Source organism: Paraburkholderia sp. BR14320 (assembly GCF_040948665.1).
GTDB classification, from domain to species: Bacteria; Pseudomonadota; Gammaproteobacteria; order Burkholderiales; family Burkholderiaceae; genus Paraburkholderia; species Paraburkholderia youngii.
Genome location: NZ_JBFPKG010000088.1, coordinates 1 through 12,909 on the forward strand (window position 1 = coordinate 1; position 12,909 = coordinate 12,909).

The 12,909-nt window shown below is 60.2% G+C and carries 23 protein-coding genes; 10 read left to right on the forward strand and 13 right to left on the reverse strand.

The genetic code is table 11. The annotated features are described in order from the left end of the window. From AB3X89_RS37445 to AB3X89_RS37475, 7 genes are all read left to right on the forward strand, one after another. Window positions 1–212, forward strand: a 212-nt coding sequence (locus AB3X89_RS37445) for a transposase (RefSeq protein ID WP_368587700.1), incomplete at its 5' end; no start/stop codon positions are given. Window positions 213–717: 505 nt separating this feature from the next. After that, the gene (locus AB3X89_RS37450) at window positions 718–1,374 is read left to right on the forward strand and encodes a helix-turn-helix domain-containing protein (protein WP_368587701.1); all 657 of its coding nucleotides are present in this window, start codon (window positions 718–720) and stop codon (window positions 1,372–1,374) included. Window positions 1,375–1,539: 165 nt separating this feature from the next. Then, window positions 1,540–1,764, forward strand: coding sequence for a ribbon-helix-helix protein, CopG family (locus AB3X89_RS37455; RefSeq protein WP_368587702.1), 225 nt, complete (start codon window positions 1,540–1,542; stop codon window positions 1,762–1,764). Between the two features lie 60 nt (window positions 1,765–1,824). Then, complete coding sequence (locus AB3X89_RS37460) at window positions 1,825–2,025, forward strand: hypothetical protein (protein ID WP_368587703.1); 201 nt, start codon at window positions 1,825–1,827, stop codon at window positions 2,023–2,025. Between the two features lie 173 nt (window positions 2,026–2,198). After that, complete coding sequence (locus AB3X89_RS37465) at window positions 2,199–2,432, forward strand: hypothetical protein (RefSeq protein ID WP_368587704.1); 234 nt, start codon at window positions 2,199–2,201, stop codon at window positions 2,430–2,432. Between the two features lie 23 nt (window positions 2,433–2,455). Then, window positions 2,456–2,734 (forward strand): hypothetical protein, encoded by a 279-nt coding sequence (locus AB3X89_RS37470; RefSeq protein ID WP_368587705.1) that lies wholly within the window; start codon window positions 2,456–2,458, stop codon window positions 2,732–2,734. Window positions 2,735–3,067: 333 nt separating this feature from the next. Beyond that, window positions 3,068–3,418, forward strand: coding sequence for a VOC family protein (locus AB3X89_RS37475; RefSeq protein ID WP_368587706.1), 351 nt, complete (start codon window positions 3,068–3,070; stop codon window positions 3,416–3,418). A 141-nt stretch (window positions 3,419–3,559) separates the two neighbouring features. On the opposite strand, the gene AB3X89_RS37480 is transcribed toward AB3X89_RS37475, so the two are convergent. From AB3X89_RS37480 to AB3X89_RS37505, 6 genes are all read right to left on the reverse strand, one after another. Continuing rightward, a complete protein-coding gene (locus tag AB3X89_RS37480) occupies window positions 3,560–3,766 on the reverse strand; it encodes a hypothetical protein (RefSeq protein ID WP_368587707.1) in 207 nt (68 codons plus the stop codon). A 303-nt stretch (window positions 3,767–4,069) separates the two neighbouring features. Continuing rightward, a complete protein-coding gene (locus AB3X89_RS37485; RefSeq protein WP_368587708.1) occupies window positions 4,070–4,198 on the reverse strand; it encodes a hypothetical protein in 129 nt (42 codons plus the stop codon). Then, on the reverse strand, window positions 4,195–4,614 hold the full coding sequence (locus tag AB3X89_RS37490) for a tail fiber assembly protein (protein ID WP_368587709.1): 420 nt from the start codon (window positions 4,612–4,614) through the stop codon (window positions 4,195–4,197). The genes AB3X89_RS37485 and AB3X89_RS37490 overlap by 4 nt, the downstream gene beginning before the upstream one ends. Before the next feature lie 2 nt (window positions 4,615–4,616). Continuing rightward, a complete protein-coding gene (locus AB3X89_RS37495) occupies window positions 4,617–4,991 on the reverse strand; it encodes a hypothetical protein (RefSeq protein ID WP_368587710.1) in 375 nt (124 codons plus the stop codon). 109 nt (window positions 4,992–5,100) lie between these two features. Continuing rightward, entirely contained in the window at window positions 5,101–5,598 is a 498-nt protein-coding gene (locus tag AB3X89_RS37500) for a hypothetical protein (RefSeq protein ID WP_368587711.1), read from the reverse strand. After that, window positions 5,599–5,952 (reverse strand): putative phage tail protein, encoded by a 354-nt coding sequence (locus tag AB3X89_RS37505; protein ID WP_368587712.1) that lies wholly within the window; start codon window positions 5,950–5,952, stop codon window positions 5,599–5,601. Window positions 5,953–5,974: 22 nt separating this feature from the next. Here AB3X89_RS37505 and AB3X89_RS37510 point away from each other — a divergent pair, with 22 nt between their 5' ends. Next, complete coding sequence (locus AB3X89_RS37510; RefSeq protein ID WP_368587713.1) at window positions 5,975–6,304, forward strand: hypothetical protein; 330 nt, start codon at window positions 5,975–5,977, stop codon at window positions 6,302–6,304. A gap of 30 nt (window positions 6,305–6,334) precedes the next feature. Continuing rightward, window positions 6,335–7,462 carry an FRG domain-containing protein gene (locus tag AB3X89_RS37515; RefSeq protein ID WP_368587714.1) on the forward strand — a complete coding sequence of 376 codons (1,128 nt, stop codon included), beginning with the start codon at window positions 6,335–6,337 and terminating at the stop codon, window positions 7,460–7,462. Window positions 7,463–7,486: 24 nt separating this feature from the next. On the opposite strand, the gene AB3X89_RS37520 is transcribed toward AB3X89_RS37515, so the two are convergent. The 6 genes from AB3X89_RS37520 to AB3X89_RS37545 are packed head-to-tail and all read right to left on the reverse strand — an operon-like array spanning window position 7,487 to window position 11,933. Then, complete coding sequence (locus AB3X89_RS37520) at window positions 7,487–7,888, reverse strand: hypothetical protein (RefSeq protein WP_368587715.1); 402 nt, start codon at window positions 7,886–7,888, stop codon at window positions 7,487–7,489. Then, window positions 7,858–9,180, reverse strand: a complete 1,323-nt coding sequence (locus AB3X89_RS37525) for a phage portal protein (RefSeq protein ID WP_368587716.1) — start codon at window positions 9,178–9,180, stop codon at window positions 7,858–7,860. The genes AB3X89_RS37520 and AB3X89_RS37525 overlap by 31 nt, the downstream gene beginning before the upstream one ends. Window positions 9,181–9,189: 9 nt before the next feature. Continuing rightward, on the reverse strand, window positions 9,190–9,465 hold the full coding sequence (gene gpW, locus AB3X89_RS37530) for a gpW family head-tail joining protein (RefSeq protein ID WP_368587717.1): 276 nt from the start codon (window positions 9,463–9,465) through the stop codon (window positions 9,190–9,192). A 3-nt stretch (window positions 9,466–9,468) separates the two neighbouring features. Next, a complete protein-coding gene (locus AB3X89_RS37535) occupies window positions 9,469–10,554 on the reverse strand; it encodes a terminase gpA endonuclease subunit (RefSeq protein ID WP_368587722.1) in 1,086 nt (361 codons plus the stop codon). Continuing rightward, the gene (locus tag AB3X89_RS37540) at window positions 10,466–11,578 is read right to left on the reverse strand and encodes a phage terminase large subunit family protein (RefSeq protein WP_368587718.1); all 1,113 of its coding nucleotides are present in this window, start codon (window positions 11,576–11,578) and stop codon (window positions 10,466–10,468) included. The genes AB3X89_RS37535 and AB3X89_RS37540 overlap by 89 nt, the downstream gene beginning before the upstream one ends. Then, window positions 11,514–11,933: a hypothetical protein gene (locus AB3X89_RS37545; RefSeq protein ID WP_368587719.1), complete on the reverse strand. Its 420-nt coding sequence runs from the start codon at window positions 11,931–11,933 to the stop codon at window positions 11,514–11,516. The genes AB3X89_RS37540 and AB3X89_RS37545 overlap by 65 nt, the downstream gene beginning before the upstream one ends. Before the next feature lie 352 nt (window positions 11,934–12,285). Here AB3X89_RS37545 and AB3X89_RS37550 point away from each other — a divergent pair, with 352 nt between their 5' ends. Continuing rightward, a complete protein-coding gene (locus AB3X89_RS37550) occupies window positions 12,286–12,534 on the forward strand; it encodes a hypothetical protein (RefSeq protein ID WP_368587720.1) in 249 nt (82 codons plus the stop codon). Between the two features lie 180 nt (window positions 12,535–12,714). Here AB3X89_RS37550 and AB3X89_RS37555 read toward each other — a convergent pair. Next, the coding region (locus AB3X89_RS37555) for a DDE-type integrase/transposase/recombinase (protein WP_368587721.1) at window positions 12,715–12,909 on the reverse strand (195 nt) is incomplete at its 5' end.

A 12,909-nucleotide genomic window follows, 5' to 3' on the forward strand; every position in this document is an offset into this window, starting at 1 on the left:
ACCTTCAGGTGATCAAACTCGAAGAAACGAAAAAGGGTTTCGTTCTGCTCCCCCGCCGGTGGGTGGTCGAGCGCAGCTTTGGCTGGCTCAACCGTTTCCGGCGTCTCGCACGTGACTATGAACGGCTCCCCGAAACTCTCGCCGGGCTTCATTTTGTCGTCTTCGCAATGCTCATGCTTGTCCACGCCGCGCCAGTACTTCAAAGTTCCTAACACGCTCTAACCGGATTGAAGTGTTTTGGTGCATTTCTTTCCAGTTCAATATGACTATCGAACGGTTCGATACCGGTACGCTCGAACGCGTATAGACGGTTGTCGATCCGACAGGTTATCTCAACTCGCGACGTATCGGGAACATGCGGTTGTTGATCAGGATATTGAAGTTCTTGTCGGCTTCTGTTACGACGTCCTTCGATGTGGCGAATAACAGCGTCGCACGCCTTACCCTCGTTGAATTTACGGCTCACTGTGGCCATTATCATCCAATCCGAGAAAAATCCTATGTAATCGAGCAGCTACGTGTAGAGCCCAGAGTCTATTCTCCAACAGGCCGGACGCGCTCGGCTTTGGTCGCCCGCGGCAGACACGCCACGAGAACGTGTAACGAAGTATTTGACAAACGCGCAATTGTGCTAAATTAGAAGTGCGCGGTAACCGCCCGGCGAACCGGGCGGCTTTCCACGGATCAGGACTGGAAAAGTTCGCTCAGGCTTACGACGTGCCCATTCTCCAGATCACCCCGAAGCCCGGCACCGACGATTCGCCATTCGAGGCCAAGCAGAAACGCACGGCCGCGACTCCTGCGCGCTTCCGGGCGAAGTCTGATGATCCGCCTGCGGGCCCCGCGCCGAAGAAGCACGCGATCGCTGCGCCGCTGGCTCCTGCGGGCACGACTTACCCCGATGGCGTACTCGACAGCCTGCTGGCGGGCAAATCACCGCTTCTGGCGTGGCGTCTGTATCGCGGGCTCTTGCTCAATCAGCTTGCCGAGCAGTACGGCGGTCGACCGGGCAACCTGAAGGCGATGGAAGAAAAAAGCTCCCTGCGCTCCGCGACAATCGAAAAGCTGTGCAAGGTCTTTCACTGCAAGTCCGAACAACTGCTGCTGCCAGTCGACCTGGAGGCCCGTCGCGAGAGCGCCGGCGCATCCAGAACCGCATCCGTAGCTTCCACTGCGCCGGCAGTCGTGCCGGCGGCACCATCTGGCGCCTCGTCGACGCGGCGAGCCGCTCCCGTCGCTCAGCCGCAATCGGTCATTGCCGCGGCGTTCGAGCATGCACAAACGATCGATCCGCAAGCCCGCGAAGCCCGGCAGCATGGCCGGGGCAAGGTCGACCGGCTCGCAAGAATGCAGAGGGAACTCTCTCGCCTCTGATCCCGTTTTTCAACTAAAAAACAAGTACCGTAAAGGCGGATTTATTGCTCTATAGCGCCTGAAATGCGTACGACATCCCCACAATGGAGTATTCCATGACGCTTATGATTCAAAGCGACCCGGGACATTGGTATAGTTCCGAGTCGTCAACAGATCGAGGTTTAGATGACCATCAAGAAAGCTGCCGACGATTCGAAGTCGCGGGAAAATGGCAATCCGCACTTCGAAGAGGAGGAAGGTCCACGCGTGAAGATCAGCATCACGGTCCCAGCGGACTTTCTGGAACGTCTCGACGCGTACCGCAAACGGCGCGGTGGCCTCAACCGGTCCGCGTTGCTCGCGCTCGCGACGGACTGGTTTATGGACGAGCATCCGCTAAAGATTCACTGAGCGTTACGCGATGCGCGACGCATCGCGAGGCGTCCCTGCCGCTAGGCACGGGGGTACGCCATGGCTAAGGCCACACCACCCGACGTCGAACTGATCATTCACATCGACGCCGGACTGAACGCGCGCCTGCTGAAGTACGCGCACGAGCACGGCGTAACACCCGAATCGGTCATGATTGAAGGCGTCTGCGCTTTCATGAGCACTTTTCCGCTGCGCGACAACCGCGTGCCTCGCAAACGGCGCGGCAGCAGCGAGCAGTAAGCGCGCGACCATGAAAGCCGTCAGGATGCCCGATCCGCACGCCGCCAAGATCGGGACGGCTATCGAGTATTCCCCGCCTGCCGTAGGCGATCGATCCCTGGACGCGCACTGCGGAAGCGGTAGAGCGCACCGCAGTCGACGCCCCCACTGTCCTGCAGGAAATCCGTTCCTTCATGCACTGCGACTATATCCAGGCTGTGCGTCTGCATGATGCGGGCCCGGACGTCATGTATCTGGACGAGGACGGCTACCAGAAGGACCCGCAGGCGTTCTTTCGCTGTCGACTGTGGCCGAATCAAACGGTCGCGGGTCGTGCGCTGTGGGTCGGAAAGACAGTGGACGGCGACGCCGCCAGTCCCACGATGCCGCTCGATTATGTGCCAGGACATATCGCGTGGGCTTATTGATGAGTTGCGGAGGTTTGCGAAAAATGAAAGCCCGATGCCGCATTGCACTCGTGCTGTCGTCGCTGCTCATGACAACGTGCCAGACGATGCCGGACAGCTACACCGCGCAGTTCCAGAGGGAAGGCGAGCCGCCCGCCTACATCGACGGGCACGCTGATGGATGCCGTAGTGGACTGAGCGCAGCAGGCAACCCGTACGTCCAGGCGACCAAAGACCCGACCCGCTTCGCGCAGGACTCGATGTACGCGCAGGGCTGGAATGACGGATTCTCGATATGCAAGGAATGGTACAAGCCCTTCTGACTACATCGCTGATGTGAGGACATACAGATCGCACGGGCGGGCGTCCGCCGATCAGCACGCCGCTGGAGAGCAGCTATGCAAATCGATGCGTTTATGCGAGGCGCAGCATCGAGATTCACCGAACCGTCGACCTTTCGTGGCGCCATCTCGAAGACAACATTTGAACATGGAGCGAGCCTTCGAGCGGCAGAGTGGTAGTGACCTCTTTTAAAGCTGTGGGCTTGATCCCGCAGACGAAGTCTGGCTGGCTCAGTTCGGCCATGAGCAGGCCCCTCGATTCCACCGCCCGGTTGGGGCGCAGCAGCCCCGTCCCAAGTTGGAAGGAGCCAAAACGTGCAAGTCAAACGGGTAGTTGCCAACTTCAAGGCGCTCGATCTTGATCGGGCTCGGGCGTTCTATCGAGATATCCTCGGCCTCGAGCTTTTAATGGACCACGGGTGGGTCCAGACCTATGGTTCTCAGACCGAGATGACCATTCAGGTGAGCTTCGCCGCACAGGGAGGTTCCGGCACGCCAGTACCGGACCTATCGATTGAAGTAGACGATGTGGACGCAGCACTTGAGCGCATGAAGGCTGCGCGCTTTGCCATCGAATATGGTCCGGTTGACGAACCTTGGGGCGTCCGTCGGTTCTTCGTTCGCGACCCATTCGAGAAACTGGTCAATATCCTTGCGCACACCTGAGCGCCGTCCACGGGTTGTGCGGAATCGAAGAGGAATTGAACGTCCGCTTCGGAGCGCCGCGAATTTCCGCTTCGGGTCGATATGAGGTGTCGCTCGACGTCCCGAGCATGAGGTCCGATGCTTCGATCGGACGAATCATGCTCACCGTACCGAGGCGGTCGTTTTTGCATCGATATAGGCGAGCTTGGCCCATGCGAATCGCTGTGGCCCGAGCAATTCCTCAGAGCAGCCCGTATAGGCGCAGAAGTGGCCGAAGTCGACCATCGCAGCAAAGCCACGATCATTCGGTACGAGCGGCGTGGCTTCGAGCAGGTTCTCCAAAAGCTGGACGGGTTTCTGATAGCACATGATGACCTCCGGGCGAAGAATCTGCCAGAGCAAGGCAGATTCCCGATCGCACTTGTCGTCGGCTCCCGCCTCCATCCGTAACCGCCAAACTCTAGCGTCTGGCTGGCGCAGTGTCCCTGGTCAGCCATAGAATTGCTTTGTCCGCATCCACGAGTGGACAGTTGGATCGGCCCGTCGTTCGCGGCGGGCTTTTTTTCGCGCTGAGCTTCTACGGTCTTGCCGATAGTGGCTCCGCGTAGTCCCGTAGCAACGGGCGTGCCTCTCGTGGCTGCGGGACCATGCTGGTGCCGCCGCCGATGTCGGTCAGCGTGTTGCCGTTGCCCGCGATGCACAGCACGTACAGCCGGGCGCGCAGACGATCGCCACGACGTCGGCGAACACGATCACGCACAGCAGCGCGGAGCGCAGCACGCGCACGAGATCGGGTTTCATGACTGAGGCAACTGCGGCCAGTCGATGTCGAGCGGGAACCCGGCCTGCTGCGGTATGTCGCGCAATGCCTGACGATACGCGAGGACGGCTTGATATTCCGTCTCAGGGATCGGTGGTGGCTTTACTTCGCTCTGACGCGTCGTGATCCAGTCCGTCTCGTGCAGCAGCACGTCACGTTGCGCCCGCACGGATATCGCGAGTTGTTCATCAGTCGGCGGAAGCTGATCGAGCAGTACTGCGCCGCCGCTTTCGTCGACGCTCATACGCTTGCCGTTGCTCTGTCCATCGAGCAACGTCGTGTACGTGTCGTCGGTGATCGCGACGGCATCACCGGGAACGTTCTCGCCGTGAATGTCCTCGTCGTAGAAGCCGATTACGATGCGGTCGGCGTCGAGGTGCGCGTACTTTTGGCCCATGTTCAATTCCCCATTGCGACATAGTTCGTGCCGCTGCCGGCGATGGTTGTCCCGGAAAGGTTGAACAGCGCAAACGGAAAGCTGGAGGTGTTCTGATTCGTGGTGGGAATGACGGGAATAATTGCTGCACCGATTGTCGGCGCGGCAAGCGCGATCATAAATAGACTGTGCGGAAACGTCGTGGGAAAAGTCACATTGCTGCCGCCCACTACTGACGCGCCGGTATATCCCCATTGCACCATCAAGCCGCTTGCCAATGTTTGATACCCACTGGAAACCAGAGATTTCTTTCCGACACCTTCAATCGCAACGAACCATTGGGTCGAGCTGATCGCGAGGAGACGGAATGAGATGCCCGGCGGCGGCGTATAGGTCAATGCGTTTGGAGTGCTGTCATTGAAATAAAAGTTGTCACTCCCGGAACAGTTGAAAACTGCCGTGCCCGTACCGACTGAGAAAGATAGGGCAGAGCCCAGCGGGACGGAATTAGCGGGTGGCACGGTTACGGTCGCATTCGAATAGATATCCCAGAATCCGCCCACCTGTGCGGAAGTGATATTGATCGTTCCGCCTGAACGTCACCACGCCTGACTGATAGTTCCCGAGCGCGCGTTGCACGAATTGCGTGGTGGCCGTTTTCGTCGTGTTATCGAATTGCGGTGGCGTCACTCCCGGATTTTTCGCGATCGTCTGCATCGCGGTCCAGAGCTGATTGAACGCGGCCTTATTCAAGGTCTGCCCCGCGCCCGTCACCGCGTTGACGAGTTCCATCATCACGGAGTTCAGCCGCTCGGCGGGGACAATAGTCGCCGCGAGATTCGAGGCTGGATTGCCATCGGTAAAGAACCCCGCCGCGCCTGCCGGCGTCGAAGGTGGCTGCGCACTGATAGCAGTCGAATTGTCGATCTGGAACATACGCCAGTCCCCTATGAATAATGGAATTGCAGAATCGTGTGTGCAGGCTTGAGCGCGTTCATCTCGCACTCAAGGACCGCGCCACGTCGCGAGCGGATCGCCCGCTGCTGATTGACCCGCCGCGAAGTGAGTAACGGAGTTCTGCGGCGCGTTGATCGACCACGTAAAGAACCAGTCCGGAGTGCCTAGCTGCTGCCCACAGCGGCTCTGTCCCGCACGAAACGGTGCGTAGTTGCTCGTCGTGATCTGATAGCCGAGCGCCGCGGCGTACTCGATGTAGAAAGCGGCGTTCTGTCCGCCCTCATTGATGAGGCGCGCGACGACCTGCGCGCGGCGCTGCTGCGTCGAAGGGTTCGCGCCCGTGCATGGGTCCGGTAGTCCTGACGTCGCTTCCCATTCGGGCACGAAGTCCGTTACCGTCATAACCGGTCATGCCGGAATACGGGTGCAACGTGCCGAGCTTCGCGACGAGCGTGCCCTGTACGGGGATAACCGCGAAACCCGCGATAACCTGATAGGGCCGCTCCTGCGCGGGCTCGCCCACATCGACGGCGTCCGCGAGCATCACGACATTGCCATCGGCGCGAAAGAGTCGCGCGAGGCCGAAGCGGTCCGCGATCGCCGCCATCACAATCTCGATCTTGCTCGGCGTGATGGCGAGTGGGACGTTAAAAAGGCGTGTCGCCAGATGTGGATAGTCGGGACGCATTACACGATCCATGACGGGGTTGGAGCTGGCGCACAGCGACGGTCTATAATCTGGCCCCGTCCGTGACAGCATTCAATTCCAGGGGAGGTAGTCGTCATGCATGGCCAATGGATAGGCGGGTTTCAATCTACCGAATGGGCAGGCACCATAACCATCGACGTAGAAAGTTTTCAAGGCGATACGGTCGGCAGTGCAGTCCTCTTTCCTAGACCAGGACTGGAAGGCCCTGTGATCGTTGGTCAGATTCAATCCACCTTCGGGACGGCTCCTAGCGTTTATCTCTCCCTTCTGCTGAATGCAGTGAACCCATACAACGGAAGCCTTCTTTCGTGGGAACAGAGCCGCAACCAGTTCCCCAAGTTCCGGTTGGCAAAATTTGCCCAAGCGGAAATAAACTGGACCGACGATCAAATGACGATTCACTGGCATTCCGATATCAACATGAGTGGGCACGCAATGTTGAGACGGAACGATGGAGCTGCAAGCCAAGCCTCCGATCTAAAGTCCAAAAGAATGACGTGGGACCAGTTCAAGAAACATGTTGCGACTCTGCCTTTGCGAAAATTCGTATTTAGAGGTCAGCAAAATAAAGCATGGAGGCTTCGGTCGAATTTTCATAGAACGGGCCGAAGAGATCTTGTCAAGTACACCTGGAACGACCTGCCATTGCTTCACCGTCACTTGAGCGCACGCACACGTCACCTATTCGACCGGTCAAATCCAGACGAGAACGGTGCTTTTCTACATCTCGCTCAGCATCATGGCTTTCCGACGCCGCTGATCGATTGGACGTATTCGCCTTATGTCGCTGCGTTTTTTGCATTTAAAAAAATGAGCGTTTCAGATTCACAAAAGCGCGGTACACCCAATGTACGCATCTTCCTGTTTGACCAGGACCAGTGGCGATCAGATGCGCGGCAGATAAGTTTCACTGCCGCAATGCCGCCACACTTTTCGCTACTTGAATTTCTTTCAGTAGAAAACGAGAGACTGATTCCGCAACAGGCACTCTCAGGCCTTACCAACGTAGACGACGTTGAGACGTATATCGCTGGGTTCGAACAAAGAGCAAACAAGCGCTACTTGTTCGCGATAGATATTCCGGCCAACGAACGAAAACAGGTGATGAAAGAACTTGCGCTAATGGGGATTACGGCGGGCTCTCTTTTTCCGGGCCTTGATGGCTCTTGCGAAGAACTTCGCGAAAGGCTTTTCCCTTCGTAACATGAACAACTGTAGCCTTGAATATCACTGCGGCTGCGGCGCTTCAGCAACCCGGCCCGCCTCGGCGGCGGCGACGTCTCCAGCCCAGTCGGGGAGCGTCAGCCCCAGTTCCTCCATGAGGCGGATTTCCGTCGCGCGCTGATGCAGTACTTCCTCATAATCCAGACCCTGTTCGGCGCATTCCCGTTTGAGCGTCGAGAGTGCCGCGTCCATACCCATGACTGCGCCGGCTTTTTCCTTGGTCGGATCGATCCACCCGCGCGCGACACCCATCCACGAGCAGCGCGAATAGGCCGATCGCGCCTCGATGAATGGCGGCGCGCCATCGGGTAATGGAAGTTCGCCCCGGTCCATTGCTTCCCACAACCACGACGTATAAAACGGCGTGGCAAAGTTCAGGCGGAACTCGTCGCGCCGCCGCTGCAATGTTTTCCACGACTCGAGGAGCGCTGCGCGCGCGCTGCTGCATTTGTCTTGCTCCAGTCCTGCGTAACCTGTTCAGCAGAGAGGCCGAGTGTTGCAGCGAATGCGCGCTGCATCTCGTGCGTGAACATCTCGAAATTGCTATGCGGGTGCGTGGCCGAGACGTTTTCGAGTGATTCGCCCGGTGCGAGTGTCGGAATGCGCGCGCCGTTCAGATACGCCGGCCGCTCTTTCGCCCACTGCGCGCGCAGCGACTGGTAAAGCGGAAGCTCCTCGCCTTCGCCGAGCGCGTCCTGCATGAGCGCCGGATCGTACGGGCTCGTGACGTAAGTACCGAAGATCGAGCCGATGGCGGCGGCCTGCAATTCGACCTCGTAGTACCGCGCGAGCATCTTCGCGTGCGCGAGTACCGGCATGAATACACCGAGGCCGCGATGCTGTCCCGCACGATCGCGGTCGAAGTCGTGAATGACGCGTTGCCAGCCGTCCTCGTCGTACCGCTCGATGCGCTCCCACTTGTTCGCCTCGATCGCGAGATACCAGTCGTTCGGCTCGGCGCGGCGGATGTGATACGCAACGGGGGCGCCGTTATCGTCGATCTCGACACCGCCACGCAGGTTGCTCGAATCGAGCATCTGACACGGATTGCAGAGACGATCGGGTTCGACGAGCAGAAGCGCGGTCGCATAGTCGGCTGCGCCATAACCGACCTGATCGGGGAGCCAGTAAGTAAGGCCGAGTCCTTCGCCATCGATCAGCTTGTGACGCATCGCGAGGCGGAACTGCTGTCCGATCGTCAGTTGTCGCGCTACGTCATTGAAGCGCCCCGCGTTCTCCGCGTAGCCGCGCCACAGTGCTTCGGCAGTGCGGCGGAAGTCGTCGGCCCATTCGGCATCGAATGCAGCGATACCGAAGCGCAGCGCGAGCGCGCGGTAGTCAGGATTCGCGGAGAGTTGGAGATTCGTGCCGATCGTATTGTCGAGAATCCGGTTGACCGCGCCGTTGATCCATCCGTCATTGCGTGAGAGGTCTCGCGAGCGCGCGACCATGCGGTCGCGAAAAAGGTTGATCTCTGCATCGGGCGAACGTATCCACGGGAGCCAGTTCCCGAACGCCTGGCTCATCCAGTCCGCAGCCTGATACGGGAACTGGTACTGCGTGCCGACGCCGAGCGCATAACTCGACGGCCAGCCGGGATCGCCTTCCTGCGCACGTGCGCGGCCACCGTTACCGCGCGCCGGCACGAGCGCGCCCGTATCGAGCGGCTTGCCGCTCTCGTCGACGATCAGACCCATGACAGGAACTCAGAAGAAAGGCGCGATCGGCGGGCGACGGTTGCACCAGTAGCCGCTCAGCGCGGCGATCTGCTTCTGCACGGCGAGAATGCCCTGCACGAGATCGGGAATCGAGGCGCGCGTGAAGGTAATCGAGCGGCTTCCATCGGCCTGCGTGTAGGAGGCACCTTCGGGCTTCGTGCCCGTAATCAGCGCGAGATACGCCGCCTGCATCGAGGCGAGTTGCGCTTGCAATGCGGCGAGCGGCACACCGTCGAGAATGCTCGTGCAATCACAGGTAGCCATGAGTTACGCCAGTCGGTTGATGAACGATCGGGGCGGCGCGGGTCGCGCTGCCGGTACGTTTGCAATAGCGGATAGTTCTGCGAGTTCAACGGGCGCGAGCGGCGCGCTTACCGCGTCCGCGCGACGGTTCAGTTGCAGGCCGAAGTGCAGCAGTCCGCACAGCGCGCCAAACGCATAGACGCGACAGTCAAGCGCTTCATTCGCGCGCCCGCGTGGCAACTCCCAGACGCGATAGCGCTTGCCGCCCATCTCTTTCACGACGATCCGCTCGGCGGTCAGTTGCGCGTAATAGCCAATGTCGCGATCAGCGGGAAAGTGCATGTAACCCGGCCCCGGTGCTTCGAGGAGCAGCCCCAGGCGAATCGTGTCCTTCGCTGCGTTCACGCCAAGAATAACGGGCCGATACGTCTTTTTCGAGCGCGAGGTCGGGCGCTTCGCGGGCCAGACGGGGTTACGCTCGCCGCCGCGCGCGCTCTCGCCCTTGATCGCCCAGATACGCCGGCCAATGCGGGCCTTCGAGAACTCATGGACGCTTTGTGTGTGGTGCCCGCCTGAGTCGATACACGCGGCCATGATCTCGAAAGGTCGACCATCAGCGCGCGACCACGTGCGCCGCAAGTACTCGTCGACTGCCGCCTGCGTCGTCGCGTCAGAGAACTCGCCTTCGATGACCTGATACTCGATCGACCACGATTCCTCATTGCGCCCCCAGCCGACGACTTCGAGCTCAACGCGGTAGTCCTGCACGTCAATGCCGACCGTGAGCACGGCGACGCCATCGGGGACTTCAGCGGCCCATATCTCGCCACGCGCGGCCAGCAGTTCGTTCTGCACGCGCCGGCCGGTATGCGCCCGATAGGGGAGCCCCATCTGCGTATTCCACCAGGCTTGCAGCTTTTCCTCGTCGCCCTGCGCGGCGATCCACTTCCCAGCGATCGCGGGCGGACGGTCGCGCGTCCACGGGCTAAAGAGCTTCGACGCCTGAAAGCCGGCGTGACGGTTATCGACGCGCCACTCGCCACACTTCGGGCACTTCGCGCGCCATACCGCATAGCGCCGGTTCGCGACGTCCTCCCACCAGTCCCACACCGTCTCGACTGCGCCCGCGCCGTCGTGCTCGCGCCACGCGCGTTCGTAGTCGTCGAGCGGGACATGCCGCGCGCCGCAGCAGACGAACGGCCTTGTCTGGTGCCAGCGTACGGATTGCAGCGCTTTCAACCGGTCCGCTTCGGACCACGCCACGCCGCACGCTTCGCAGTAAACGCGCGCGGTATCGGTGTCGTGCGCCGTGATCGCGCCCGACTCGCTGCGCGTCTTGTCCCACTCGACGTGTTTGAAAAAGTCCGGAAACATCCGGTGCCGCGCAGTGCGGACACTCGACCGACGCGCGTCGCTGGTCGGATGCGAGGTAGCTGTCCTCGATGCGGCTTTCCTCGGAGATCGTCGGCGAGCACGCGCGTACACGCAGCCACTCGGCAAACGTCGCCGTGCGCTCCTCCGCGAGCGTGATCGGATCGCCCTCGCGCGTAACCGGGTACTTGTCGATCTCGTCCGCGAGCACGACGCGGATCGGTCGCCGCGCGAGGTTATCGGGACTACCCGCGCCGGCGAGCGCGAGAAAGCCGCCTGGGAATGCCTTGTAGAGCAGCGTGTCGCTCGCGACGCGGGTGCGCATCGCTCCGATCAGTGCGCGCAGTACTGGCGTCGCCCGAATGAGCGGTGAGAGTCGTTCCTTGAACTGCTCGGCCGCTTCGTCCTTCGGCTGGAGGAGCAGGATCGGGCACGGGTCAAGCTGCGCGAGATAGCCGAAGATGTTTTCGAGCAGCGCGGTTTTCAGTAGCTGCGTGCAGACCATCACCGTGATCGTATGGACCCCGGGCTCGGTAACAGCCAGCATCGGGCCGCGCGCGATCTCGACGGTCGTCGTACGCCACTGTCCCGTCAGACTGCCTGCGGCCCGCGCGAGCTTCCTGTAACGATCGGCCCAATCGGGCAGCGACAGACGCAGCGGCGGCGTCCAGCCGCGGCGACCGGCCTGCGCGATCTTTTCATAGCTGTTCGCCGTCGAAGCGCGGGTGGGGCTCTCCGAGATCGGCAAGCTGATTATGGACATGGGCAGCCAGGGAAGCGGTCAGCCGTTCGAGGTCTGCGATACCGAACTCGACCGCGAGGAACGGCACAACCTTCGGCGGAAATGCGAGCCACGCGTCGCGCTGCTCGCGGCACAGATCGAACACGACGCGCTGCGCGGTCGCGACCTCGACGAGTGAGCCCGCCTTGTGCTCGTATTCGAGCCGGCGCAGCAGCGCGAGCCAGTTCTCTTTCAGTCTCAGCGCCTCGCCATAGGGCACGCCACGCACCGCGCCGCCGCCCCCCGTGAGTTCTTCGTCATTCTTTGCAGGCTCTGCAAAGCGCTTTGCGCCCGAGTCCTCCTTGTGCCAGCCGGAGCCGACGAGCGCGGGATTCATGCGCCCATCTGGCGCGCGCGAGAGTTTTCCTTCCTGAGCGCCTGGTGTACGAGCGTGTCCGACACTCCCTCACGTCGCGCGAACTCGCGGATCGAAATGGTGTCGTCGGGCATGACGTCTCGACAGCAGTGCACAGACCTTTCAGACGTTGGAGCTAGAGAAGAAACGCGACGCGCAATTGCCCGCGATTCGGAGAGCCCCCGAAGGACCCACCCCGGATGTATGACGAACCCCGAGGGGCGGGCGTGTCCGGGGGGCGACAGTTTCGTACGGCCGACTTGTCCCGACCCGAGGCATGCGTACTGCTGCAGGCTATACAAAGATGAACGGGCGATTGTCCGGGAGGGAAACGATGAATGAAGACCGCGAAAGCATGCTCGTAGAAGTATTGAATCTCGGGTCAGAAATCAGGGTCTGCGCCATGGCGCTCTCAAATATGGAAAAGATGGAAGAGCAGGTACATCCGTATTTGGAGCATCGGATACGGCAGCTCCACCTTGAGCTCAAACAATTGAAACTGCGCAGGCTCGTTTTACTTGGTCGACTGGACGACGGCCCCGACCGTGAAGCGGCTCCAAAGTATCAGAATCCGTTTATCTGAATCGGCTCGCGCATCCGCGCATTGATTTCGACGATCACGGCCGGGCACTTGCCAGAAGATTCAAGTTTCTTCCGTCTCTGCCGATACAGCGGATATCGTCACCCGGAAACGCAATGAACAACGAACGGTTCTGTCGCGATAACGATGGCAGATCAAATGAGTGAATGTACATAGGATTGCTTACATAGCCAGCAAGTAGAACTGCCCGGCAACCGTTCGGGCGACGCGATCGTCTTGCATCTGTCTCCTGCGGATCATATGCATCACTTCGATGCCAGACAGAATGATGCGGGCACAGCGAAAGTCCTTGAATCCCATCATCGGTTTGATGATGCGTTTGATCGCTCGGTGGTCCTGCTCGATGATGTTGTTCAG

Excerpts from the sequence above, each read along its gene's own strand:
- AB3X89_RS37490 (WP_368587709.1), bottom strand. The coding sequence starts at position 4,614 with ATGGGCCAAAAGTACGCGCACCTCGACGCCGACCGCATCGTAATCGGC.
- AB3X89_RS37460 (WP_368587703.1), top strand. The coding sequence starts at position 1,825 with ATGGCTAAGGCCACACCACCCGACGTCGAACTGATCATTCACATCGAC.
- AB3X89_RS37465 (WP_368587704.1), top strand. The coding sequence starts at position 2,199 with ATGCACTGCGACTATATCCAGGCTGTGCGTCTGCATGATGCGGGCCCG.
- AB3X89_RS37505 (WP_368587712.1), bottom strand. The coding sequence starts at position 5,952 with ATGACGGTAACGGACTTCGTGCCCGAATGGGAAGCGACGTCAGGACTA.
- AB3X89_RS37470 (WP_368587705.1), top strand. The coding sequence starts at position 2,456 with ATGAAAGCCCGATGCCGCATTGCACTCGTGCTGTCGTCGCTGCTCATG.
- AB3X89_RS37540 (WP_368587718.1), bottom strand. The coding sequence starts at position 11,578 with ATGTCCATAATCAGCTTGCCGATCTCGGAGAGCCCCACCCGCGCTTCG.
- AB3X89_RS37480 (WP_368587707.1), bottom strand. The coding sequence starts at position 3,766 with ATGTGCTATCAGAAACCCGTCCAGCTTTTGGAGAACCTGCTCGAAGCC.
- AB3X89_RS37550 (WP_368587720.1), top strand. The coding sequence starts at position 12,286 with ATGAATGAAGACCGCGAAAGCATGCTCGTAGAAGTATTGAATCTCGGG.
- AB3X89_RS37485 (WP_368587708.1), bottom strand. The coding sequence starts at position 4,198 with ATGAAACCCGATCTCGTGCGCGTGCTGCGCTCCGCGCTGCTGTGCGTG.
- AB3X89_RS37545 (WP_368587719.1), bottom strand. The coding sequence starts at position 11,933 with ATGAATCCCGCGCTCGTCGGCTCCGGCTGGCACAAGGAGGACTCGGGC.
- AB3X89_RS37525 (WP_368587716.1), bottom strand. The coding sequence starts at position 9,180 with ATGGGTCTGATCGTCGACGAGAGCGGCAAGCCGCTCGATACGGGCGCG.
- AB3X89_RS37515 (WP_368587714.1), top strand. The coding sequence starts at position 6,335 with ATGCATGGCCAATGGATAGGCGGGTTTCAATCTACCGAATGGGCAGGC.
- AB3X89_RS37455 (WP_368587702.1), top strand. The coding sequence starts at position 1,540 with ATGACCATCAAGAAAGCTGCCGACGATTCGAAGTCGCGGGAAAATGGC.
- gpW (WP_368587717.1), bottom strand. The coding sequence starts at position 9,465 with ATGGCTACCTGTGATTGCACGAGCATTCTCGACGGTGTGCCGCTCGCC.